Annotated in this window: 18 protein-coding genes; 12 read left to right on the forward strand and 6 right to left on the reverse strand. The window is 54.6% G+C overall.

What is annotated here, in order from left to right:
- Positions 1-4: 4 nt before the first annotated feature.
- Entirely contained in the window at positions 5-973 is a 969-nt protein-coding gene (locus C1N59_RS11295) for an apurinic/apyrimidinic endonuclease family protein (protein ID WP_394549518.1), read from the reverse strand.
- A gap of 326 nt (positions 974-1,299) precedes the next feature.
- Between C1N59_RS11295 and C1N59_RS11300 the strand changes: the two genes are divergently transcribed.
- The 8 genes from C1N59_RS11300 to C1N59_RS11335 all read left to right on the forward strand — a co-directional run bounded on the left by C1N59_RS11300 (position 1,300) and on the right by C1N59_RS11335 (position 14,893).
- Positions 1,300-1,476: a con-10 family general stress protein gene (locus C1N59_RS11300; RefSeq protein ID WP_072021692.1), complete on the forward strand. Its 177-nt coding sequence runs from the start codon at positions 1,300-1,302 to the stop codon at positions 1,474-1,476.
- A 513-nt stretch (positions 1,477-1,989) separates the two neighbouring features.
- A complete protein-coding gene (gene katE / locus C1N59_RS11305) occupies positions 1,990-4,254 on the forward strand; it encodes a catalase HPII (protein WP_039340551.1) in 2,265 nt (754 codons plus the stop codon).
- Positions 4,255-4,719: 465 nt separating this feature from the next.
- A complete protein-coding gene (treZ, locus tag C1N59_RS11310; RefSeq protein ID WP_394549520.1) occupies positions 4,720-6,507 on the forward strand; it encodes a malto-oligosyltrehalose trehalohydrolase in 1,788 nt (595 codons plus the stop codon).
- Positions 6,504-9,035, forward strand: a complete 2,532-nt coding sequence (gene treY, locus C1N59_RS11315) for a malto-oligosyltrehalose synthase (RefSeq protein ID WP_394549522.1) — start codon at positions 6,504-6,506, stop codon at positions 9,033-9,035. The genes treZ and treY overlap by 4 nt, the downstream gene beginning before the upstream one ends.
- Before the next feature lie 59 nt (positions 9,036-9,094).
- Positions 9,095-11,167, forward strand: a complete 2,073-nt coding sequence (glgX, locus tag C1N59_RS11320) for a glycogen debranching protein GlgX (RefSeq protein WP_033741181.1) — start codon at positions 9,095-9,097, stop codon at positions 11,165-11,167.
- Positions 11,168-11,305: 138 nt separating this feature from the next.
- Complete coding sequence (locus tag C1N59_RS11325) at positions 11,306-12,070, forward strand: meso-2,3-butanediol dehydrogenase (protein WP_033741178.1); 765 nt, start codon at positions 11,306-11,308, stop codon at positions 12,068-12,070.
- A 1,149-nt stretch (positions 12,071-13,219) separates the two neighbouring features.
- The gene (locus C1N59_RS11330; RefSeq protein ID WP_394549524.1) at positions 13,220-14,431 is read left to right on the forward strand and encodes a diguanylate phosphodiesterase; all 1,212 of its coding nucleotides are present in this window, start codon (positions 13,220-13,222) and stop codon (positions 14,429-14,431) included.
- Positions 14,432-14,659: 228 nt separating this feature from the next.
- Positions 14,660-14,893: a DUF4060 family protein gene (locus C1N59_RS11335; protein ID WP_006119000.1), complete on the forward strand. Its 234-nt coding sequence runs from the start codon at positions 14,660-14,662 to the stop codon at positions 14,891-14,893.
- Between the two features lie 49 nt (positions 14,894-14,942).
- Here C1N59_RS11335 and anmK read toward each other — a convergent pair whose 3' ends face one another.
- Positions 14,943-16,064 carry an anhydro-N-acetylmuramic acid kinase gene (gene anmK, locus C1N59_RS11340; protein WP_006118999.1) on the reverse strand — a complete coding sequence of 374 codons (1,122 nt, stop codon included), beginning with the start codon at positions 16,062-16,064 and terminating at the stop codon, positions 14,943-14,945.
- A gap of 282 nt (positions 16,065-16,346) precedes the next feature.
- On the opposite strand from anmK, the gene slyB reads away from it, so the two are divergent.
- Positions 16,347-16,814, forward strand: coding sequence for an outer membrane lipoprotein SlyB (gene slyB / locus C1N59_RS11345; RefSeq protein ID WP_006118998.1), 468 nt, complete (start codon positions 16,347-16,349; stop codon positions 16,812-16,814).
- Between the two features lie 46 nt (positions 16,815-16,860).
- Here the strand turns inward: slyB and slyA are convergent, their stop codons facing one another.
- Positions 16,861-17,298 carry a transcriptional regulator SlyA gene (gene slyA, locus C1N59_RS11350; RefSeq protein WP_006118997.1) on the reverse strand — a complete coding sequence of 146 codons (438 nt, stop codon included), beginning with the start codon at positions 17,296-17,298 and terminating at the stop codon, positions 16,861-16,863.
- Positions 17,299-17,441: 143 nt separating this feature from the next.
- Here slyA and C1N59_RS11355 point away from each other — a divergent pair, with 143 nt between their 5' ends.
- Genes C1N59_RS11355 through C1N59_RS11365 form a run of 3 tightly spaced genes read left to right on the forward strand, consistent with a single transcriptional unit; the run spans position 17,442 to position 20,544 of the window.
- Complete coding sequence (locus tag C1N59_RS11355; RefSeq protein ID WP_006118996.1) at positions 17,442-17,684, forward strand: DUF1656 domain-containing protein; 243 nt, start codon at positions 17,442-17,444, stop codon at positions 17,682-17,684.
- A 5-nt stretch (positions 17,685-17,689) separates the two neighbouring features.
- Positions 17,690-18,547, forward strand: coding sequence for an efflux RND transporter periplasmic adaptor subunit (locus C1N59_RS11360; RefSeq protein ID WP_394550832.1), 858 nt, complete (start codon positions 17,690-17,692; stop codon positions 18,545-18,547).
- Positions 18,544-20,544, forward strand: a complete 2,001-nt coding sequence (locus C1N59_RS11365; RefSeq protein WP_394549526.1) for an FUSC family protein — start codon at positions 18,544-18,546, stop codon at positions 20,542-20,544. The genes C1N59_RS11360 and C1N59_RS11365 overlap by 4 nt, the downstream gene beginning before the upstream one ends.
- Here C1N59_RS11365 and C1N59_RS11370 read toward each other — a convergent pair whose 3' ends face one another.
- The 3 genes from C1N59_RS11370 to C1N59_RS11380 form a co-directional block, all read right to left on the reverse strand.
- Complete coding sequence (locus tag C1N59_RS11370; RefSeq protein WP_039340576.1) at positions 20,545-21,012, reverse strand: hypothetical protein; 468 nt, start codon at positions 21,010-21,012, stop codon at positions 20,545-20,547.
- A 142-nt stretch (positions 21,013-21,154) separates the two neighbouring features.
- The gene (gene sodC, locus C1N59_RS11375; RefSeq protein WP_394549528.1) at positions 21,155-21,673 is read right to left on the reverse strand and encodes a superoxide dismutase [Cu-Zn] SodC; all 519 of its coding nucleotides are present in this window, start codon (positions 21,671-21,673) and stop codon (positions 21,155-21,157) included.
- Between the two features lie 82 nt (positions 21,674-21,755).
- Positions 21,756-22,652 carry an aldo/keto reductase gene (locus tag C1N59_RS11380; RefSeq protein ID WP_033741168.1) on the reverse strand — a complete coding sequence of 299 codons (897 nt, stop codon included), beginning with the start codon at positions 22,650-22,652 and terminating at the stop codon, positions 21,756-21,758.
- Between the last annotated feature and the right edge of the window lie 60 nt (positions 22,653-22,712).

Below are 22,712 nucleotides of genomic sequence, written 5' to 3' on the forward strand. Positions count from 1 at the left end.
CCTGTCAGGCCACCAGCCTGTGACTTTTTGCCTGCGTGTAAAGCGTTTCTCTGGCCAGGTTCTTCATTTTCACTTCGCACATAATGTCGAAATCGCTAAACGACAATGCCCAGTCATTGAGCGTCGCGTTGAAATAATAATCGGAGTGCGCCCGCAGTTTGGTTTTTGGCACCGCCAGTTGCTGCTGATCGGGGAACCCCTTCTCAGGGATAAGGCCCTCCTGCGAAATGGAATAGTGCAATACTGGCCGTACCCCACGCCAGGACTCTGTAATTTGGGCAATACGAACATCATCGGCCTGAATAAACTGATTCTCCTTCACCCAGTGATGATGAATGTCTAACACGACGGGACACAATGCACGGGCCTGAAGCACGTCGTCCAGCGAACAGGATATCTCATCATTTTCTACCGTCAGCATCAGGCGGGCTTCGGGACTGAGACGGTGAAAGGCCTGTTTAAACCCGTCAAAACCCCGTTTGCCATTCATATGGATGTTGATTTTAAAATCCTGAAAGGTTTTGCCGTAGCCCATCAGGCAGGCGCACAGGGCATGGTATTCCACATCTTCCAGCGCGCGGGTTACTACATCAGGATTGTCTGACGCCAGCACGCTGTACTGTCCCGGATGGAATGACAGACGAATGTTATGCTGTCTGGCCAGTTCACCGCAGCGGGCAAAAAGCGGATACAGTTCCGGCAAAAAACGGGCAAACAGGGGTTTTGCTTCTGGCACGGTGTACAGCGGCAGTAAATCGCTGCCAATGCGCATCATTCTTAACGCATCAGGCTGTGTCGCTATCGCCTCCAGCGTTAAATACAGATTCTGCAAATTAGTTTGCGCGATCTCATAAAGCAGTGCGCTGCCCTGCGTCTTATCCAGGCTGAGAAAACGTGTCCGGGTGGTGGCGCGAAAGGGAAAGAACTGCTTGCCGTCCGCATTTAAGTACTTGCATGCAAAGCCTAATTTCATAGTCACTCCTGAAAGGTATTCAGAAAGTGTAACAGCTAATTTTTAACTCGCCATTTTGGGCAATTTTATCAATAGGTTAATGACCATCTTTCCAGGTAATGCTTCATTAAACCCATTCTGACAGTGGGTAAACGATAAGCGTCACTCATCCCGTCACAGCCGCTCACCCGTAAGAGAATATTACTTACTGATTTTTCGGGAAATAACTTACGAAAGCCGCAAAAAGTCTGCGTGTGCAGAGTGGCATAATTTCCTGTAACAACTAAAATGACAGTGTGACTAGCTAGTCCTTTTTATCTTACGGAACACTGATATGAGGTCTGACTATGACACAACAGAAATACAGAGGTGGAGCCGGAAATTTTGCTAACGATCCTGATCGCGCCAGTGAAGCTGGCAGTGCAGGAGGCAAAGCCAGCGGAGGTAATTTCAGGAACGATCCTGAAAGAGCCAGGGAGGCCGGTCGGAAAGGCGGCAAAACCAGCCGACGCACGTCTAAGTAGTTCTGAGTAAGGCGCCTTAAGGAAGGACGACGCCATGGACTGGCACTTTTCCTCTGTCAGTTCCCCTTTTATCCGCTCTGCACACTATCACCGGCTCTGCTTTGTCTTTTGTCTGACTCAATCACATCGCCCTTTATCTTAATAAGCGCAGCGGTATAACGCTATGCGTAAAATACCGTATCGCCAGCAAAGTGCGTTAATCACGAGAGGCGACCTGTTTCAGAAAATACCGCATGAAAAATAAACGTGCGGCGATTACCCCGGCCCTTCCCCGCCTTTACAGAAAACAATCAACCAGATGAAAAACAAATAAAAATCATCAAAAACTCGCCATTTAATTTCGCTAATAAATTATTTCCGCCTGTGCTTTGCTGAAAATAAAAAAACAGGCATCACACACCGTGCGATATTTAAGCGCACCGGTTAAACAGAATATTTTCAGGCGTAATCGGTGAGGTGTTCTATATTTACAGCCACCTCACGTCGTATAAAAAAAAGCTGGAGCAATGTGTCATGTCGAATGAGAAATCTACTACGCCCCTAAATCACCGTGCCCCAACCACCGGCCCCGAATCCTCACAGCCCGGCCTGGGATCATTAGCCCCCAAAGACGGTTCACATCAGCCTCCTGCCGAACCCACACCACCGGGGAAACAACCAACGGCGCCCGGCAGCCTTAAAGCACCTGAGACGCGTAATGCAAAGCTGGATCAGCTGGAGGTGAACCGCAAAGGCGGCACAGGCAGCGCGCTGACCACCAACCAGGGCACCCGTATTGCAGACGACCAGAACTCATTGCGCGCCGGATCACGCGGTCCGACGCTGCTTGAAGATTTTATTATGCGGGAGAAGATCACCCATTTTGATCATGAACGCATCCCTGAGCGCATCGTCCATGCGCGCGGCTCGGCCGCCCATGGTTACTTCCAGCCTTACTGCTCGCTGAAGGACGTGACCAAAGCCCATTTTCTGAGCGAGCCTGAGCAGATCACGCCGGTCTTTGTGCGCTTCTCAACCGTACAGGGCGGTGCCGGTTCGGCGGATACCGTGCGGGATATTCGTGGCTTTGCCACCAAGTTCTATACCGAGGAAGGCGTTTTTGATTTAGTGGGCAACAATACGCCCGTCTTTTTTATTCAGGATGCGCATAAGTTCCCGGACTTTGTGCATGCGGTGAAACCCGAACCGCACAATGAGATCCCTCAGGGCCAGAGTGCGCACGACACATTCTGGGATTATGTCTCGCTGCAGCCCGAAACCCTGCACAACGTTATGTGGGCGATGTCCGACCGCGGTATCCCACGCAGCTACCGCACGATGGAAGGCTTCGGCATTCATACGTTCCGCCTGATCAACGACGAAGGTAAAGCCACATTTGTGCGTTTCCACTGGAAACCGCTGGCCGGTAAAGCCTCATTGCTGTGGGACGAATCTCAGAAGCTGACAGGCCGCGATCCCGACTTCCACCGTCGCGATCTGTGGGAAGCGATTGAAGCGGGTGATTTCCCTGAGTTTGAGCTTGGCCTGCAGATGATTCCGGAAGAGGATGAGTTTAAGTTTGACTTTGATATTCTGGACGCCACCAAACTGATTCCTGAAGCGCTGGTGCCTGTGGTGCGCGTCGGCAAAATGGTGCTGAACCGCAACCCGGACAACTTCTTCGCCGAAACCGAGCAGGTCGCCTTCCATCCCGGTCACATCGTTCCCGGCCTGGATTTCACCAACGATCCCCTGCTTCAGGGCCGTCTGTTCTCCTACACCGATACGCAAATCAGCCGTCTTGGCGGGCCTAACTTCCATGAAATTCCGATTAACCGCCCGGTTTGCCCTTACCACAATTTTCAGCGTCAGGGCATGCACCGGATGGACATTGATACCAATCCGGCCAACTACGAGCCGAACTCGATCAATGACAACTGGCCACGGGAAACCCCACCGGCGGCAAAAGGAGGCGGCTTTGAAAGCTATCAGGAGCGCATTGAAGGACATAAAGTGCGCGAACGCAGCCCTTCATTCGGCGAATACTATTCACAGCCGCGACTGTTCTGGAACAGCCAGACTGCCATCGAACAGCAACATATTATTGGCGCGTATTCGTTTGAACTGAGTAAAGTGGCTCGCCCTTACATTCGTGAGCGCGTGCTCGATCATCTGCTGCGCATTGACGTCACGCTGGCGCAGGGCGTTGCCGCCAATCTGGGGATTGCGCTCAGCGACGACCAGTTGAATACCGCCGCGCCAAAAGAGGTTAACGGCCTGCAAAAAGATGACAGCCTGAGCCTGTACGCGATCCCGGATGGGGATATCAAAGGCCGCCAGGTGGCGCTGTTAGTCAGCGAGGGCGTTAACGCCGATGATGTGCTGCATATCCTGCAACACCTGAAAACGGCCGGCGTGCATACGAAACTGCTGGCGGCGCACATGGGCCAGGTCAGTGCCGACGATGGATCACAGTTACCCATCGATGCCACCTTTAACGGCCTGCCTTCCCTTACGTTCGACGCCGTGATCGTCCCCGATGGCAACATGGATGCGCTGCTGAAAAGCGGTGATGCGCGCTACTTCCTGCTGGAAGCGTACAAGCACCTGAAAGTCATTGGTCTGAGTGGGGAAGCGCGTCGCTTTAAAGCGCAGTTTGACCTGGATGAGAATCAGCAGGAAGACGGCATCGTGGAAGCCGACAATGCTGAAATCGCGCTGATGAATGATTTCACGGCGGCTATGGCCGAACACCGCGTCTGGTCACGTAGCCAAAAGGCGGAAACCATCCCGGCCTGATGGCGCGTCAGCCAGGCTTTCGGGTCTGGCTGACGTTATCGTGACAACGTCACATAAATTCACCTGTTTGACCGCGAAACCGCTGTTTACGGCGGTTTTTTTGTGCATAACGGCACAGGGTTTTATCTGATTTTCCATAAAATTCTGCGAAAACCAGGGCGGGCCCGATGGCGGTGCGTATCAGCCTCGCTGAGGAATAAATCGTGTACAAAGGCGGGCACGCGCAGTAAATGCGGCAACGTAGTCTATGATTAGGGCTTAAGCATGGTGTGAAACAGACGCTGCCTGGCGTCTGAAGCGGTATGACACATAACACTTTCTGAATAGTAACGCAGGCAGAGGTGATGAAGGCGTTCCCCTCTCCTGGGTGCCTGATCTCGTTAACAACATTTTCAACCCGTACCCTCGGCTGACCGATAGCGTGAGGGTGCTTATTGCGTACTTTCTGATTAAAGAGGCAACGGAATGGGATCGACAGCATTTTGTAAGAGTTGGGGGGCGGAGTTTCTGGCCGACGGGAGTGTGCGTTTCCGCGTTTGGGCGACCGGCCAGCAGCAGGTCACGCTGCGACTGGGCGGTCAGGATAGTGCCATGACACCCGCCGAAGACGGCTGGTTTGAATATCATGCCAGCGGCATTCAGGCGGGCGCAGCGTACAACTTTGTGCTGAACGATGGCACCGTTATCCCCGATCCCGCCTCACGCGCGCAGCAGGATGATGTCAGTGGACCGTCGCTGGTTATCGATCCGACACACTATCGCTGGCAGAACACCGACTGGCGTGGTCGTCCGTGGCAGGAAAGCGTGGTCTATGAAATGCATATCGGCACGTTCACGGAAGAAGGTACTTTCCAGGCCGCAATTAAAAAACTGCCTTATCTGGCTGAGACCGGCATCACCATGATTGAGGTGTTGCCGGTCTCGCAGTTTGGCGGCCAGCGCGGATGGGGCTACGATGGCGTGCTGCTTTACGCACCGCATGCCGCCTACGGTACGCCCGACGATTTCAAAGCGTTTATTGATGCCGCGCATGGCTATGGCATTGCAGTTGTACTCGATATCGTGCTTAACCACTTTGGTCCGGACGGAAATTATCTGCCGCTGCTGTCACCCGACTTCTTTCACAAAGATCGCATGACGCCGTGGGGCGCGGGTATTGCCTATGATGTTGACGCCGTTCGCCGCTATATCGCGGAAGCGCCCCTTTTCTGGCTGCAGGAGTATTGTCTGGACGGCCTGCGTTTTGATGCCATCGATCAGATTGAGGATATCGCTGACAAACACGTGCTGACGGAGATTGCTGAGCGGATCCGGGCGGACATTCCTGACCGCCAGATTCACCTCACCACCGAAGATTGCCGTAACGTCATTTTCCTGCACCCCAGGACGGAAAACGGCGGCGTGCCGCTGTTTACGGCGGAGTGGAATGACGACTTCCATAATGCCGTGCGTGTCTTCGCCACCGGTGAAACGCACGCTTACTACAAAGACTTTGCCGATCAGCCTGAAAAACGCGTGGCGCGCGCGCTGGCCGAGGGCTTTGTCTATCAGGGTGAGGTGTCCGTTCAGTCCGGTGAGAAACGCGGTGTAGACAGCACGGGACAGCCGCCTGTGGCCTTTGTTGATTTTATTCAGAACCACGACCAGGTGGGCAACCGTGCGCAGGGCGAAAGGCTGATTTCGCTGGCCGGCGCTGAACGCACACAGGTGCTACTGGCGACATTACTGTTATCACCGCATATCCCGCTGCTGTTTATGGGGGAAGAGTATGGCGAAACCCACCCTTTCCTGTTCTTTACCGATTTTCATGGTGATCTGGCTAAAGCCGTGCGTGAAGGCCGGGCAAAAGAGTTTGAAGGCCATGCCGGTCATGAGGGCGAAAGCGTGCCCGATCCAAACGACGAAGCGACGTTTGTGCGTTCAAAGCTGGACTGGCGCAAGCTGGAAAGTGAGGAAGGCCAACGCTGGCTGACGCTGACCCGGTCACTGCTGGCAATCCGACAGCAGTCCATTGTCCCGCTGCTGGCCACCGCAGGCGGTCACAGCGGTCAGGTGCTGGCGACCGCCGAGGGCTTTGTTGCCGTGAGCTGGACCTTTCCTGCGGGGACACTGTCCATGGCGCTGAACATAGGTGAGCAGGCCCAGCCGCTGCCTGAAATGCCCGGTGAAACCCTCTTTGCCTGGCCGAAAGCGGCCGATCGGTTGCCCCAACATTCCATCGTGGTTCGTCTGGCTGCGGGAGACAGCAAATGAGTATTCCAACCGCTACCTACCGTATTCAGTTTCGTAACGGTATGACGTTTGATCGTGCTGCGGCGCTGGTGCCCTATCTGAAAGACCTGGGCATCAGCCATCTTTATGCCTCGCCCATTTTTACCGCTACAAAGGGATCCACCCACGGCTACGATGTCACCGACGTCAACGCGATCGATCCGGCCATTGGCGGTCGTGCGGGCTTTGATCGTCTGGTCAGCGCCCTGAAAGCCGCCGGACTGGGGTTGATTATTGATATCGTACCCAACCACATGGCGGCCTCGCTGGAAAATGGCTGGTGGCGCGACGTCCTTGAGCATGGTCAGGACAGCCGCTATGCACGTTACTTTGATATTGACTGGTCACGGCGCTTAACGCTGCCGTTCCTGGGCGACGATATCGATACCGTGCTGGAAAATGGCGAGATCAGCGTGAAACGCGATCCCGATACAGGCAAGCCCGCGCTGGCCTATTTCGAAAGCTATTATCCGCTGACCCCGGCAAGCTGGGAGGGCCGAGAAGCAGCAGTGCTCCAGCTCAGCGGCAAAGGCGACCTGGCGGCACTGCATGAGCAGCAGCCCTGGCGGCTGATGTCGTGGCGCAATGCTGCACACGACCTCTCCTATCGTCGCTTTTTCGAGGTCACCGGTTTAGTGGGCGTGCGGGTGGAAGATCCGGCGGTGTTCGAAGATGCGCACCGGCTTATTCTGAGCCTCGTACACAGCGGTGCGGTTGACGGACTGCGCGTTGACCACGTTGACGGGCTGGCCGATCCCAAAGGCTATCTGGAGCAGCTCCGCCAGGCCGCCGGGCCAGATTGTTATCTCACCGTTGAGAAAATCCTGGGCGCCGGAGAACACCTTCCGGCCGACTGGCCCATCTCGGGCACCACGGGCTATGAATTTATTAGCGCGTTGTCTCATGTGCTGGTGGATAATAAAACGCTTGGGTCACTGCGTCAGGCCTGGGAAGACGTCAGCGGCGCTGACGTGCAGATGGAAGAGGAACTGCGTAAAACGAAATGCCTGATGGCAGACCGTAACTTTGCCGGCGAGTTTTCACGTCTGCTGCAGCTGGCCACGGCTATTGCCGAAGATGAAAACGTCGCCGTGCGCCCGGACGATATGCGCAACGCGCTGCGTGAGCTGCTGGTGGCGTTTCCGGTTTATCGTACCTATGGCAATACGCAGGGCCTGACCGCCGATGACCAGCAACGGTTACAGGCGGTCGCCGCAGACGTCAAGGCATCAGCTCATGCACCGGACAGCCACGCGCTGGATTTCCTGCTGCGCATTATGCAGGGTGATGTGGCGCATGCGGTGACCGGGCAGGCAGACAGCTTCCGTACACGTTTCCAGCAACTGACCGGCCCGCTGATGGCGAAATCCATCGAAGACACGCTGTTTTATCGTCAAAACATGGCGCTGGCGTTGAATGAAGTGGGCGCAGAACCGCTGCAGGCGCAGTTTTCACCGGCGCAGTTTCATGAGGAAATGCAGGACCGCCTTGCGCGCCAGCCCGATGCTCTTTCCGCCAGTTCAACCCATGATACCAAGCGTGGCGAAGATGCCCGTGCCCGTCTCTATACCCTGACAGAAGCACCGCAGCAGTGGGCAGCCTGCGTCGCGCGCTGGCGTGAGCTGAATCGCCCGGCGGTCCGCTCGCTTGCGGAGGGTCCGGCACCCGAAGCCACCGTGGAATGGCTACTCTTTCAGGCACTGGCGGGCGTCTGGTCGCCGACGTTGCAACCGGATGATCGGGCCGGACTGGCCGCCCTGGCCGAGCGCTTTGCCGGCTACGTTGAAAAAGCCCTGCGTGAAGCCAAGCTGCGTACCGACTGGACGGAAAACAATACGGATTACGAACAGGCGGTACTGGATTACGCTCATCATCTGCTCTCCCCTGATAATCAGGCTTTTCTGCAGGATTTTGTCGCCGCATTACAGCCGTTTATTCAGGCCGGGCTGATAAACAGTCTGAGCCAGCGAATTATCAAACTTACCGCACCCGGCGTGCCGGATATTTATCAGGGAAGTGAAGCGCTGGACTTCAGCCTGGTCGATCCGGACAACCGGCGTGAGCCCGATTACGCGGCGCTGGACAAGATGCTGCATGCTGGCATCACCGCGCTGCCCGATACGCCTGAGGGCTGGCTCAGTGGTCACGTGAACCAGTATGCCACGCAGGCCTTGCTGAACGCCCGGCAGTCGCACCCCGCGCTCTTTGCCCGGGGCGCGTACCTGCCGCTGACGGCACAGGGCGCCCATGAGGACGCGCTGCTGGCGTTTGCCCGCACGCAGGGTGACGAGGCGATTATTGTGATTACGCCGCGATTGATTTTTAACACGTTACAGACGCTGACGTCCCCGCCTGCCGGACGCTGGGATGACACCGCGATCCCGCTGCCTGAGGCGCTGGCGCATCGACGCTACCGCGATCTGCTGAGCGGCGAGGAAATCACCCTGACCGACCATATTGCGCTGGACAGGTTAAATAACTTTTGGGCACTGGCACTGTTAGCTTGCTAGAAACAGGCTGGTACAAGGACTAAAACGCCGTTACTGGGTTCGTTAATTGAGAGGGACAGATGTCAAATCATCGTTTTGAAATTACGTCGGGATCGGCCCATCAGCTTGGGGCAAATTATGATGGGCAAGGCGTCAACTTTGCGCTGTTTTCTGCGCATGCAGAACGCGTAGAGCTGTGTCTTTATGATCCCAGCGGCAAGCAGGAGATTGCCCGTCTGGAGCTGCCAGAGTTTACGCATGAGATCTGGCACGGTTACGTGCCGGGTTTACAGCCAGGTGCGCTTTATGGCTACCGGGTGTATGGCCCTTACGACCCGGAAAACGGTCACCGCTTCAACCCTAACAAATTACTCGTCGATCCGTATGCGCGCGAACTGGCCGGAGATATCGCCTGGAATGAGGCGCACTTCGCATATGATTTGTATCACGACGATAAAGATTTGACGTTTGACGATCGCGACAGTGCGCCTTTTACGCCGAAATGTCGCGTCATCGATCCGAACGAATTTGACTGGCAGGATCAGAACCGGCCGCAGATTCCCTGGTCAGAAACCATCGTTTATGAAACCCATGTGAAAGGCTTCACCCAACTGAACATGGCGTTACCCCCGGAGATGCGCGGCACCTACGATGGCATGAGCCATCAGTCGACGGTGGGCTATATCAAAAGTCTGGGCATTACGTCAGTCGAGTTGCTGCCGGTGCACTGGTTTCCCGACGATCAACACCTGCTGGATAAAGGGCTGAAAAACTTCTGGGGCTATAACTCACTGAACTTTTTTGCCCCGGCCACACGCTATTTCGGCCCGCGTGGAATTCAGGGATTCCGCGATATGGTGCGCGCCTTCCATGATGCCGGTATCGAAGTGATTCTGGACGTGGTTTATAACCACACGGCCGAGGGCAATGAGCTCGGTCCAACCCTGTCGTTTAAGGGCATCGATAACTTCTCCTACTACCGTACATTACCGGACCAGCATCGTTACTACATTAACGACACCGGAACCGGTAACACGGTCAACACCTCGCATCCACGTGTGTTGCAGATGGTCACGGACTCCTTGCGCTACTGGGCAGAATCCATGCATATCGATGGTTTCCGCTTCGATCTGGGTACAATTCTGGGACGTGAACCGGAAGGCTTCGATCCACGCGGCGGCTTCTTCGACGCCATTACTCAGGATCCGCTGCTTTCCCGATTAAAACTGATCGGGGAACCGTGGGACATTGGTCCGGGTGGTTATCAGGTTGGTGGTTTCCCGCCGGGCTGGGCGGAATGGAACGATCAGTATCGCGATACGGTGCGTGATTACTGGAAAGGCAATAATGTCTCTACCGACTTTGCGGCGCGGTTGCTTGGCTCCGGCGATCTGTATGACCAGCGCGGTCGCCGCCCCTGGGCCAGCGTCAATTTTATCACGGCGCATGATGGCTTCACGCTGAACGACCTGGTGTCGTACAACGAGAAGCATAATGCCGACAATGGTGAAGACAATAACGACGGGCATAACGATAACCGTTCGTACAATTATGGCGTTGAGGGGCCGACGGATGACGAAGGCATCAATGCCGTCCGTGAGCGTCAGAAGCGTAACTTCCTGGCCACCCTGTTTTTCTCGCACGGTACGCCCATGCTGCTGGCAGGCGATGAGTTTGGCCGTAGCCAGATGGGCAACAATAACGGCTATTGTCAGGACAGTGAAATTTCCTGGGTTCACTGGGACAATCTGCCCCCTTCCGCCGAAGCGTTACGCGAATTTACCCGTCACATTATCGCCTTACGTAAAACCCAGCCGTTATTGCGGCGCGAAAGCTGGCGCGATGGCATGGAAATTAAATGGTTCAATGCGGGCGGCGGTCTGCAACAGGCTGAACAGTGGGATGAAGGCTCAACCCTTGGCGTTTATATCGGTCGGCCCGACCTGCAGAATCAGGAAGGAATCTGGTATGACGTGCTGATGTTAATTAATCCTTTCGAGGGTAATGTGCCCTTCCGTATTCCGCAGTTCGGTGACGGCGGCTGGGTGCTGGAGCTGACCACCAGCGATGTGGATAAACGCGGTCTGGTGATTACCAAGGAAAAGGACTTCGAACTGGAAGGCCGCAGTATGGCGCTGTTCAGAAGGCCGTAGGCCGGCGTTAGCGCAACGCGTACCGCGATTGCTCAGGTTAAACTCTGCGCGTCCGGACGCGCTGCGCTTGACCTGAGCCTGGTGGCTGCCAGGCTTAAACGCGTATCAACAGAAAAGCAACGCCATTAAGGAGGCAACATGTCCAGATTTACAGGAAAAATCGTTGTAGTGACAGGCGCCGGATCAGGAATTGGCGCAGCGAGTGCAAAACGCTTTGCGGAGGAAGGCGCGTCTGTTGTGCTGGTGGGACGTACCCGGGATAAACTGGAAAAGGTCGCGGCACAACTGTCGGGTCAGGACCATATGGTTGCCGATTGTGATGTCGCTGAAGCCGACCAGGTTCAGGCCCTGGCAAGCCGCGTTGAAGAAAAATATGGCCGCGTTGATGTGCTGGTGAATAACGCCGGAATCATCGTGCAGGGCCGCATTCACGAGATTGAACTCGCTGACTGGAAAAAGCTGATGAGCGTTGATCTCGATGGCGTCTTCCACTGCGTGCACTATTTTATGCCTGCCCTGCTGAAAACCCGGGGCAATGTCGTGAACATTTCGTCAGTATCAGGCCTGGGCGGCGACTGGGGCATGAGTGTGTATAACGCGGCGAAAGGCGCAATCACCAATTTTACCCGCTCACTGGCGATGGACTACGGCACCGACGGCGTGCGGGTCAACGCCATTTGTCCTGGCTTTACGTTTACCGACCTGACCGAAGGCGTTAAGAACGATCAGGCACTGCTTGAACGCTTCTATGACCGTATTCCGCTGCGTCGCGCCGGGGAGCCGGAAGATATCGCTGATGCGATTGCGTTTATTGCCAGCGACGACGCCCGCTACATTACCGGGGCGAATCTGCCTGTCGATGGCGGCCTGACCGCCTCAAACGGTCAGCCTAAACAGGCTTAACCGTCTTAAGCAGCTGTTCGCAGCTGCTTTTTTATTGACTGCACGACAGTGTCGCTGCCCGTTATTTCACGGGCTCAGCAACCGCTATTTCAACTTCTGGCATTCACGTCGGGCTGATCGGCGCCCTCCGCCTTCTGACATCATAGTCCCCTGCTTTATCACTCAGCCTTATTCAGGATGATTTTGGCGTATGTCGTGTCGGCAGCGGACGGCCACGGGAAGTGAGACGGTTGCCAGCTGTGGGACAGACATAATGGCTCAGGCAGACCGTACACAGAATCGCTTCGGGATGATGGATTTTTGCCACTGTCAGCGCCTGCTGACGGCTATACAGTGAACCAATAAATTCCCGGCCACGGCTGTTATAAAGGTGAACACAGCCTTCTTTATGAATGATCCATCCGCTTCTGTTGTATGGACACACATAATAGTAGCTTGATTTAAGCATGGTACTGCCCCCGGTGGTTGCTGTATCAATCAGGTGAGAAAAAGCGAAGTATGATTTTATTTAATAATGTAGCGTCATTAACACTAGCTGAGAATTATGCCTAAAACTACGCAGGCAATTATAAAACGGTGGTTTTGAGATTTATTCGCAACCCATCTTCGCCCTTCCGTTAATGTTGTATCAGCATCCTGTTTTACAAAACGGTTTATACGGAAAGTTCGGTACGCCGTCTTAATCATTACGTTCAGCCTTATCGTCTGGCCTCCCGCTAAGAAAATCATACCAAATCAAGGCACTACCCTTTTTAAATCCCGTGCAGGAGAAGATGAAAGAGAAAATTTGATTACCTCGCGTAACCTGACTGCTGAGGCAGAGAAACCGCTTTATTAACCGTTCATAAACTGCAAAAAAGACACCAGGATTTCCTCGCCGGACGTCGAAGTACTGATATAATGGAAACGATGCGATACCACGCTGGTAAAGAAAAAACCAGAGCAAATCGGTTGATGCCCGACAGCGTGATCTGAACGCTATTAACCCGTCTGTGACAACGGAACCTCACAGGTAAGCCCCCTCCTTGCGCCATGCTGGAAACGCCTGGCTCAAACACATTTTGCAACGGGATTCACGCAGGCTCGGGGCCGCCCGGTCTGGGTTTTGGCAATGTGTGCGGTAAAAAGAACAAGAATCTGGAAGACGTTATGTTGTCGACAATTATCTATCGCAGTCACATCGCTGATCATGTTCCACTGAAAATGCTGGAAGGCCTGGTCGCTAAAGCCAATAAAATTAATGAGTCATCAAGCGTTACCGGCATCTTATTATTTAATGGCACCCATTTTTTTCAGGTTCTTGAAGGTCCAGAGAATGATGTACTGGCGGTTTACGAACGTATCTGCCGTGATACCAGCCACCATAATATTGTGGAATTAATGCGGGATTATGCGCCTTCCCGCCGTTTTGGTAACGTGGGCATGGAGCTGTTTGATCTGCGTGAATACGATAAAACCACTGTGCTTAATGCCGTGCTTGAAAAAGGCACAACCAAATATCAGCTGACCTATGAAGACAGAGCGCTTAAATTTTTGCGCACCTTTGTCGAAGCACGGGAAAAAGAGAATTATTTTGAAATTCCCTCAGCGGAAAGCTGGGATTTTATCAGTGATGATGAGGAAGTGCGCGAAGGTGACGACGCGCTGATTAATCACGAAGGCATCAATTTTGCTTTTCAGGCGATTATCGATCCCCTTGCACGGAAAATCGTCTCGCTGGAAGCCCTGCTTCGGGGCTCGCAGGGCGAAACACAACAGGATTACTTTTCACGCCTCCCGCCGGAGAACATCTACCGCGACGATCTGCAGTCCAAACGCATCGCTTTTGCACAGGCGAAGGCGCTGGGGATAGACGGCATTATGCTGTCAGTCAACCTGTTGCCCATGTCGCTGGTGCTGGTGCCGGATGCCGTAACGTTTCTGCTTACTGAAATCTACGCCCACGATTTGGTTCCTGAGCAGATCGTGGTCGAGTTTACCGAAAATGAAATCATTTCCCGTCCTGACGACTTTGCAGCGGCGCTGAAACAGCTCAAAGCAGCGGGCATTAGCGTGGCACTGGATGATTTTGGCGCGGGCTATGCCGGGCTATCCTTACTGACGCAGATTCAGCCCGACAAAATAAAAATTGATCGCAGCATTATCAGCAATGTGCATAAAAGCGGCCCGAAGCAGGCTATTGTGCACGCTATTTTAGCCTGTTGTTCGTCACTGGAAATTACCGTGATTGCAGAGGGCATTGAACAGCCCGAAGAATGGATGTGGCTGGAAGCGGCCGGCGTTTCACAATTCCAGGGGTTTCTTTTCTCCTGGCCGAAAGTCAACGGCGTCTCCTCTGTTACCTGGCCTGAGTTAAAATAAGACGGTTATCCGCAGGAAAGTGAATTTTTCGTTCTTCCTTGCCGGACTGAAAACGCGCTGCTAAATATTAGAAGCGCGTTTCAGATTGTGTCATCGCATTGCAATAGTCGACGTGCACGCTGTTTTTAAATTATCAAAGATGTTAAGCAGTCAGATGTTCAGTGTTAAAGGCCGAAGTCACGCGCCGTCTTCAGGCGCGCCCCACAGGTACAGCATTTGAGGAACTGAATGAAGCAAATCATCCGCGGTGATAAAGAACCCGTCCATATCGTAGCCGCCTCGCGCGCGCTTGAAGCCCATATGTCCCGCTATGGTGAGGGAAATAAATACCATCCGGTTATCTATTCAATTGCCTATCGCAGCAAATACTACCAGGTTGAAGTCATTACACGACGTGAAACGATCGTCGCCACCGTCATTACCGGCGTGCGTAAACTGACGCACCTGCCCGGCGTGGCCTGATGCTGTTTTACGCGCCTTCTGCTCAGGGGACAAACCTGTCCCCTTTCTCTCAGCGGTAAAAGCGCGGATTCGCCGGATAAATCGCCCCGATGATGCTTTTCTCCCGCGCCCCGGTCACCGCAGGTAAATTGCCCGGCAAACCAGACAGCGTGCGGTAAGCCAGCCAGGCAAACGCCAGCGCTTCCATATCGTCACCATTAATCCCGACGGTATCGGTTGTCGTGACTTCTGTTCCGGCCAGATGCGCCGCCAGGCGGGCCATCAGCAACGGATTTCGGCTGCCGCCCCCGCATACCAGCAACCGATCGCAGCCATCATTGAGTTGCACCTGTTGCGCAATGGTCACGGCGGTAAACTCGTTTAGCGTGGCCTGCACATCCTGAGCAGCGATGCCGGGAAAGTGGCGCAAATGCTGTTCAAGCCAGCCCAGATTAAACAGTTCACGTCCGGTACTTTTGGGCGGCACCCGCGCCAGCCAGGGTTCACGCAGTAGCGCTTCCAGTAACGCAGGACTGACCTTACCGCTTCGCGCCCAGTTCGCGTCCTTATCGTAGGCTTTCCCCTGATTACGCCATATCCATGCGTCCAGCAGCATATTGCCCGGCCCGGTATCAAAGCCGCGCACGGGCTGTCCCGGAATCAGCAGGGAGAGATTGGCAATACCGCCGATATTCAGCACCATGCGCCGTTCCGTGGCATCCATCAGCAGGGCCTGATGAAAGGCAGGCACCAGCGGCGCGCCTTGCCCACCCAGCGCCATATCGCGCCGACGGAAATCCCCGACCACCGTCACGCCTGTTGCCGCCACTATCTGGTTGTTATCGCCAATTTGTAAGGTATTGGGTGCCGCGCTGTGCGGCTCATGCCATACCGTTTGACCGTGACAGCCAATCGCCACCACATCGCTCATCTCCAGCGCCTCGCGCTGCATAAGCGTCAGTACTGCGTCAGCGAATAGCTGGCCCAGTCGCGTGTCCAGTTGCCCCAGTTGCGACAACGTCACTGCCTGGCCCTGACAAATCGCCAGAATGCTTTGGCGCAGGTCGGGCGGCATGGGATGGCAATAGCTCGCCTGCTGCGCCACCATATTTTCGTCGATGGCGGCCAGCACGACATCGACCCCATCAAGGCTGGTACCCGACATCACGCCAATGTAGCGTCCTGATTTCATAGCCGTTCCTTTCATCGGGGTGAAAAAGTGAATACGCTGCCTGTAGCCTGACAAAATATCGGCCCTGAATCCATGATTACTTTGTTTTAAATCAACAAACTGTCTGGTGGTTAACGTCCCGGATATTTTTATGATTGATTGAATCATTGTTAAAAATTTGCGGTCTATGCTGTCGACAGCCAAGTTTTATTCCGCAGAAGGTTAATTCGCCAGGTTTCTGTCTTATACTGTTTACAGGATTTCGCGATAGAGATGGCGCATTCTTGAATAAAGGAGTTTCAAATGATTAAGCGTTTAATTGTGGTCGCTTTGACTGGTGCGATGCTGGCGGGCTGTAGCAATACCGATACGTTATCGGGCGATACCTACAGTGCCAGTGAGGCCAAGCAGGTACAAAGTGTTTCTTACGGTACCTTAGTCTCAGTTCGCCCGGTTAAAATCCAGGGTGGAGACGACAGCAACATCATTGGGGCCATTGGCGGTGCTGTACTGGGTGGATTCCTGGGTAATACCATCGGCGGTGGTGCAGGACGTAGCCTGGCAACAGCGGGGGGCGCGGTGCTGGGTGGCGTTGCAGGTCAGGGCGTACAAGGCGCAATGAACAAAACTGACGGCGTTGAGCTGGAAATCCGTAAGGATGACGGCAACACCATTATGGTGGTGCAGAAACAGGCAGCCAGCCGTTATTCAGTCGGACAACGTGTTGCGTTGGCCACCGACGGTAGTCAGGTTACCGTTTCTCCGCGTTAACGCAGTGACCAACCGACGCCGGTGCCGGTCGCACTGCGCGTCGGTCTTATTTCTCTTTGTTTTGCAGTTCGAGAATATTCTTTTCAAGACGCGCAATCAGCGTCACCATTTGGTTGATTTCGTCGCGGCTGATACCGGAGAGAATGTCATCCCGGGTAATATCAATCACGTGTTCAACCTGCTGAATGACTGGCTCTGCCTGTTGTGTCAGCTTAATGCGTTTGGCCCGGCGATCGTGGGCGCAAGTGGTCCGGGTAATCAGCCCTTTCTCCTCAAGTTGATCCAGGGTTCTGACCAGAGAAGGCTGCTCGATACCAATGGCTTTCGCTAACTGGATTTGCGACTGCTCAGGCGGCAGTTGATGGATATTGTGCAGTGTTACCCAGTGCGTTTGAGTCAGCTCTAACGGCTTCAAACGTTGATCAATCAGTGCTCGCCAGATTCGCACCAGCCTGGACAGATCCGTGCCGAGAGGGGTATCCATGCTATCTCCTTATAATGTATGTACGCAGCTATCAAGCTGCATTGTATAGCATTTTGCAAGCCCGAAGTTTAAATTACAAATAACCAAGTGAACAGTTTCGGCTGAAATTGTTTCACGCACAGGTTCCAGGATACTGCACTGCAATGGATATCATTCGCCAAGGATTTTTCAGCATCAGCCCGCTTTCCGAATTGATTTTCGGCGCCTCACTCTATTTCCCTCCTCTGTTTAAAGCGGTGCTGGCCGGTTTTGTTCTCTGGTTATTTATCCACCCGCTTCTGCGCGGCTGGCTTGCGTCGGGTGAGGTCTGGCATCCCACCTTGTTTGATCTCTCGCTGTTTGTGTTGTGTGTAACAGGCGCACTCTGGTTAATGGCGCACGGATGAAAAAGATGAACCTTTCAGGATTAAAGTACTTTTCTACGTTGATTGTTTTCACGCTGGCGCTTCTCAGCGCCTGGTGGGCCTGGAACTACTACATGCAGTCACCGTGGACGCGCGACGGCAAAGTACGTGTCGAGCTGGTCACGATCACCCCGCAAATTTCGGGACGGATCACGGCACTGAACGTGGTCGATAATCAGTTTGTACATAAAGGGGATCGGTTACTGACGCTGGATCCTGTGCCCTGGCAAATCGCTTTGCATAGAGCCGACGCACAGCTGAGTCAGGCGCAGGCCGATATGGCGAAAGCCCAAAATGAATTCAACCGGCGCAGTAAACTGCCGCGCAATACCATCTCGGGCGAAGATCTGGATGTCGCCCGACTGAATGCAGCGGCGGCGCAGGCCAACGTCAAGGCCGCGCAGGCCGCGCGTGAACAGGCCGCATGGAATTTACAGCAAACCACCGTGAACGCCCCCACGGACGGTTGGGTCAGCAATCTGACCCTACGTCCCGGCAATTTCGCCACGGCTGGCACTCCGCTTTTTGCGCTGGTGGACAGTCACGCTTTTTATGTCGTGGGCTACTTTGAAGAGACCAAATTGCGCCATATTCGTCCGGGTGCGGCCGCGCAAGTGACGCTCTACAGTACGGGCCGGCAGTTATCCGGTCAGGTTGAGAGCATAGGGCGCGCGATTTACGATCAGAGTCTGGACGTCGACAGTGGGCTGCTGCCCGATATCAAGCCGAACGTGCCCTGGGTGCGCCTTGCTCAACGTGTTCCTGTACGCATTCGTCTCGATGCTCTCCCGGATAACGCTCTGTTAATCGCCGGTACGACCTGCACGATTACGATACAACCATGAACCTCAACGGACTGGCCTGGCAAAACCTGCCCTGGCTGAAAGCGGACAGCAATCAGTGGCGTTATGCTCTGCGTAACGCGACTGCCATGTGCCTGGCCCTGAGCATTGCCTATGGACTGGATCTTAACGAACCCTACTGGGCCATGACCTCCGCTGCGGTGGTAAGCTTCCCGACAATCGGCGGTGTGATCAGTAAGAGTCTGGGACGTATTGTTGGAAGCCTGCTGGGGGCAACGGCCGCCTTGCTGATTGCGGGCCATACGCTTAATGAACCCTGGCTGTTTGCCTTTTTTATCGCAGGCTGGCTGGCGCTGTGTACCTGGGTGGCCAACCACTATCAAAATAATGTCGCCTATGGGTTTTCGCTGGCCGGGTACACTGCGGCGATCATTGCCTTTAGCTGTGTCAATCTGACCGATATCAGTGGCCTGTGGGACATTGCCCAGGCGCGCGTCTGTGAGGTGATTTCCGGGCTGCTCTGTGCGGGTTTAATGATGATGATCCTGCCCAGTACGTCAGACGGTGAAGCCCTGATCACCGCCCTGAAGCAGATGCACACGCGTCTGCTGGATCACGCCACGCTGCTCTTGCAGGACACCCGGAACGACGAGATCCGTCACGCTCACGAAGCGGTGATTGGCCAGATCCTGACCATGAATTTATTGCGTATCCAGGCATTCTGGAGCCATTACCGCTTTCGTCGCCAAAATAACGTTCTGAACTATATCCTGCATCAGCAGCTTCGTCTGACCAGCGTCCTGTCCAGCCTGCGGCGCATGCTGCTGAACTGGCCAGATGCGCCGGAAGCGCTGTATCAGGCTTTAACACGCATTATGCAGGAGCTGGCAAAACCGGACTGTGATAAGTACCGGCTGGCAGCTTTGTTACGCAGCATCACCCCTGCCAGCGATGGTGATTACCGGCAACGGGCGTTTTGTCAGCGGTTGCGCTACTTCTGCTGGATGTACCTCAATGTGTTGCGCTGGATAAGGCAGCTGGAACAGGCTGATGCCGATACCCGCTTTCAACCGCCTGCAGTGTCTGCGCTGGCCAGCGAAAGTGACAGCGCCGAAGCCAGCTGGAGTGCGCTACGAACATTCAGCATCATCGTGGCAGGCTGCGCATTCTGGATCGCGACACAATGGACCTCGGGCGCCTCGGCCCTGACGTTTACGGCGATTGCCTGTGTCCTTTACGCCTCGGCCCCTTCGCCCACAGGCAGCATTACGCTGTTACTGAAAACGTTGCTCTGGCTGTTTGCTTTTAGCGTGCTGTTTAAATTTGGTGTGATGGTGCAGTTTAATCAGCTGTGGCAACTGCTGGCCATCCTGTTTCCGCTGCTGCTGACGCTACAACTGTTCCGGGTACAGCAAAAACAGCGGGCGGCGATGTGGGGCCAGTTTATTGTTTTTTTGGGGTCGTTTCTGGCCGTCACTAATCCGCCCGACTGGGATTATCAGGGGTTCGTGAACGATAACATAGCGAAAGTCTGCGGTGTGCTGCTGGCCTGGCTGGCTTTCCAGATCCTGCGTCCCAGCTCCGATTCACGCCGCAGCCGTCGCCATATCCAGGCGTTGAGGCTGGCGTTTCTGGATCAGCTTCGTCAGCATCCCCACCGGGATCAAAACCGTTTTGAGTCGCTGATTTATCATAAAATTGGTCAACTCAGTAACAGTAAAGATGAAACGGCGCGCGTCTGGCTACTGCGTTGGGGCGTCGTTCTGCTTAACTGTTCCCATCTCGTCTGGCAACTGCGTGACTGGCAAACAGACACCCCGATACTGAACCAGTACCGGAGCAAAGCATTGCACAATCTGCAGAATATTATGAGCTTACACGGTGTGCAGCATCGCCACCTGGACACCGCGCTGGACGCGCTTCAGGGCCTCACAGAAGAGGCGCTTAGTGTCAACAGTGCCGACGCCAGCACCCTGGCCGGCCTGCTGTGGCGGTTGCGCTGTTCACTGGCGCAGCTGAAACAGGCGATTCCCGACTGATTACTGGCAATACTGCTGGTGCTGCCGGTTAAAATCATCCTGAAGTTGCTGAACGGTTTTTTGCCCTTCGAACCGGGTTTTATCGGCTTCGGAAACAGGCTCAATCACCAGGGCTTTTTCGTCGGGTGAATAGATAAAACGCCGGTAAATCATCGACCCCGTAAAACTTTTGCCCAGGATGCCACCACAAATCATTGTCGTGTTGTGCCGGTAAATGGTGGTATCCGTGAAATTGGTTTCCGTGGCGCTGCGCAGAACATTCTGGCAATGCTGCGCTTCAAGCTTTTGCCGCACATCCCGACTGAGCCGTTCACGGCCCTTCGCAATCTCTTCGCAGCGAAGGCGTGCTGAACTGGTATCAATGGTGCGCTGCAGTTCACGTCCTGTTTCTGTGATCAGTTGCGTATCATTGGGTTTATCGCATCCTGCCAGCAACAGACACAGTAGCCAGGCGCCCTTCCATTTCATTTGCACTGCTCCTCAGTTTGTCAGGCTTTGTAACGGGAATCAGTATCATAGGGGGGAATAAGACGATGATGCTACAACAAATTGTCAACAAGCGAAAAGCCGTGATGGCGGCAAAATCTGCCGCCATCAGCGACACTCAGCGTCAGATAACACCGCAGGCAAACCGTGCCCCGCCACCGCCCAAAGGTTGTGGGTGATCCGCATGGTTATCCCCGCCCACATGCACCATCAACGCTTTGCCTTTCACCTCACTCAGCGTTTTAATGCGCGGTGCCAGCACCGGATAGGTGGCTTTACCCTGCGCATCGACATAGAGCGCAGGCAGGTCGCCTAAATGGCCCTCAGCATAAGGCCCCAGGTGCTTGCCGGTGTTCGCCGGATCAAGATGCCCCCCTGCCGCCCCCGCGGCCACCCTTTTTCCTTCCGATTCGCCGGGTTCACAGCTGCCTTTCGCATGGACATGAAAACCGTGAATGCCCGGCTTCAGTCCTTCCAGCATGGGCGTCAGTTGCAAACCGTATTGCGTCTCTTCAATATTTACCGTGCCGATGGCATTGCCGATTCCCTGCGCCGAAATGGCATGAATTGTCACCTGTTCGCTGGCCGCCTGCGCGGCACCGCAGGCTAACAGCGTCGCTATCGCAATTGCGTTCACTTTCATTGTGGCTCCTTTTTGCTCTGGGGTTCAGCTTAAGCCTGGCCCCGTAGCGCAAAGATTGCCGCAAATTGACGAATGTTTACGCTCAGGGCACGTCATAGCCCAGTGCGGCTTTGCGGATGCGGAACCACTGCTGCCGACTGAGCGTCAGCCCGGCCGCCCCTGCCGCTTCTGTAATGCGATGGGTTTTGCCTGACCCGATGATGGGCAAGGGTTTACTCGGCAGACGCATCACCCAGGCATAGACGACCTGCTCAAGGCTTGATGCCCCGATCTCCTGACGAATGGCTTCAAGCTCGTCGCGCAGCGGCTGAAAATGCGGATCGCTGAACAGACGTCCGCCTCCCAGGCACGACCAGGCCATTGGGCGCAAACGCTGCTGCTGGCAGTGATCCAGCGATCCATCAAGCAGAACATGTTGCTGAACGGGTGAGATCTCAAGCTGGTTGGTCACGAGGCTAAACGGCAAACGAGACTGCAGCAGGGCAAACTGCGAGGGGGTAAAATTGGACACGCCAAAATGCAACACTTTGCCTGCCTGATGCAGGTGCAGAAAGGCTTCGGCAACCTCATCGGCCGCCATGAGCGGGTCGGGGCGATGAATCAACAGCAGATCAAGGCGATCGGTATTGAAATGTCCCAGCGAGCGTTCGGCACTGGCCACAATATGCGCTTTTTCCGTAATGTAATGGCCAATCTGGTGTTCAGGTTTTGCGCGGGTCGCGATACCGCACTTGGTGACGATCTGCAGCCGATCACGTAATCCCGGGGCCTGTCTGAGCGCCTCACCAAATGCGGCCTCACAGCGGTAATCACCATAAATGTCGGCATGATCGACCGTCGAAATGCCCAGTGAAAGATGGTGCTCAATAAACCCCACCAGCTGCTGTGGTGTCATGCCCCATTCCATCAAACGCCAATAGCCCATAATCAGCGGTGAAAAGTCGGGACCCTGTGGCGCGATGGCTTGCGGTTGTAACATGGTGTTCTCCCTGTGGCCTTGAGGCTGAATGTGTGTCAGGGAGTATAACGGAAATCACCA

It is taken from the genome of Pantoea sp. SGAir0183, assembly GCF_043545505.1.

Excerpts from the sequence above, each read along its gene's own strand:
- C1N59_RS11295 (WP_394549518.1), bottom strand. The coding sequence starts at position 973 with ATGAAATTAGGCTTTGCATGCAAGTACTTAAATGCGGACGGCAAGCAG.
- C1N59_RS11300 (WP_072021692.1), top strand. The coding sequence starts at position 1,300 with ATGACACAACAGAAATACAGAGGTGGAGCCGGAAATTTTGCTAACGAT.
- katE (WP_039340551.1), top strand. The coding sequence starts at position 1,990 with ATGTCGAATGAGAAATCTACTACGCCCCTAAATCACCGTGCCCCAACC.
- treZ (WP_394549520.1), top strand. The coding sequence starts at position 4,720 with ATGGGATCGACAGCATTTTGTAAGAGTTGGGGGGCGGAGTTTCTGGCC.
- treY (WP_394549522.1), top strand. The coding sequence starts at position 6,504 with ATGAGTATTCCAACCGCTACCTACCGTATTCAGTTTCGTAACGGTATG.
- glgX (WP_033741181.1), top strand. The coding sequence starts at position 9,095 with ATGTCAAATCATCGTTTTGAAATTACGTCGGGATCGGCCCATCAGCTT.
- C1N59_RS11325 (WP_033741178.1), top strand. The coding sequence starts at position 11,306 with ATGTCCAGATTTACAGGAAAAATCGTTGTAGTGACAGGCGCCGGATCA.
- C1N59_RS11330 (WP_394549524.1), top strand. The coding sequence starts at position 13,220 with ATGTTGTCGACAATTATCTATCGCAGTCACATCGCTGATCATGTTCCA.
- C1N59_RS11335 (WP_006119000.1), top strand. The coding sequence starts at position 14,660 with ATGAAGCAAATCATCCGCGGTGATAAAGAACCCGTCCATATCGTAGCC.
- anmK (WP_006118999.1), bottom strand. The coding sequence starts at position 16,064 with ATGAAATCAGGACGCTACATTGGCGTGATGTCGGGTACCAGCCTTGAT.
- slyB (WP_006118998.1), top strand. The coding sequence starts at position 16,347 with ATGATTAAGCGTTTAATTGTGGTCGCTTTGACTGGTGCGATGCTGGCG.
- slyA (WP_006118997.1), bottom strand. The coding sequence starts at position 17,298 with ATGGATACCCCTCTCGGCACGGATCTGTCCAGGCTGGTGCGAATCTGG.
- C1N59_RS11355 (WP_006118996.1), top strand. The coding sequence starts at position 17,442 with ATGGATATCATTCGCCAAGGATTTTTCAGCATCAGCCCGCTTTCCGAA.
- C1N59_RS11360 (WP_394550832.1), top strand. The coding sequence starts at position 17,690 with ATGAACCTTTCAGGATTAAAGTACTTTTCTACGTTGATTGTTTTCACG.
- C1N59_RS11365 (WP_394549526.1), top strand. The coding sequence starts at position 18,544 with ATGAACCTCAACGGACTGGCCTGGCAAAACCTGCCCTGGCTGAAAGCG.
- C1N59_RS11370 (WP_039340576.1), bottom strand. The coding sequence starts at position 21,012 with ATGAAATGGAAGGGCGCCTGGCTACTGTGTCTGTTGCTGGCAGGATGC.
- sodC (WP_394549528.1), bottom strand. The coding sequence starts at position 21,673 with ATGAAAGTGAACGCAATTGCGATAGCGACGCTGTTAGCCTGCGGTGCC.
- C1N59_RS11380 (WP_033741168.1), bottom strand. The coding sequence starts at position 22,652 with ATGTTACAACCGCAAGCCATCGCGCCACAGGGTCCCGACTTTTCACCG.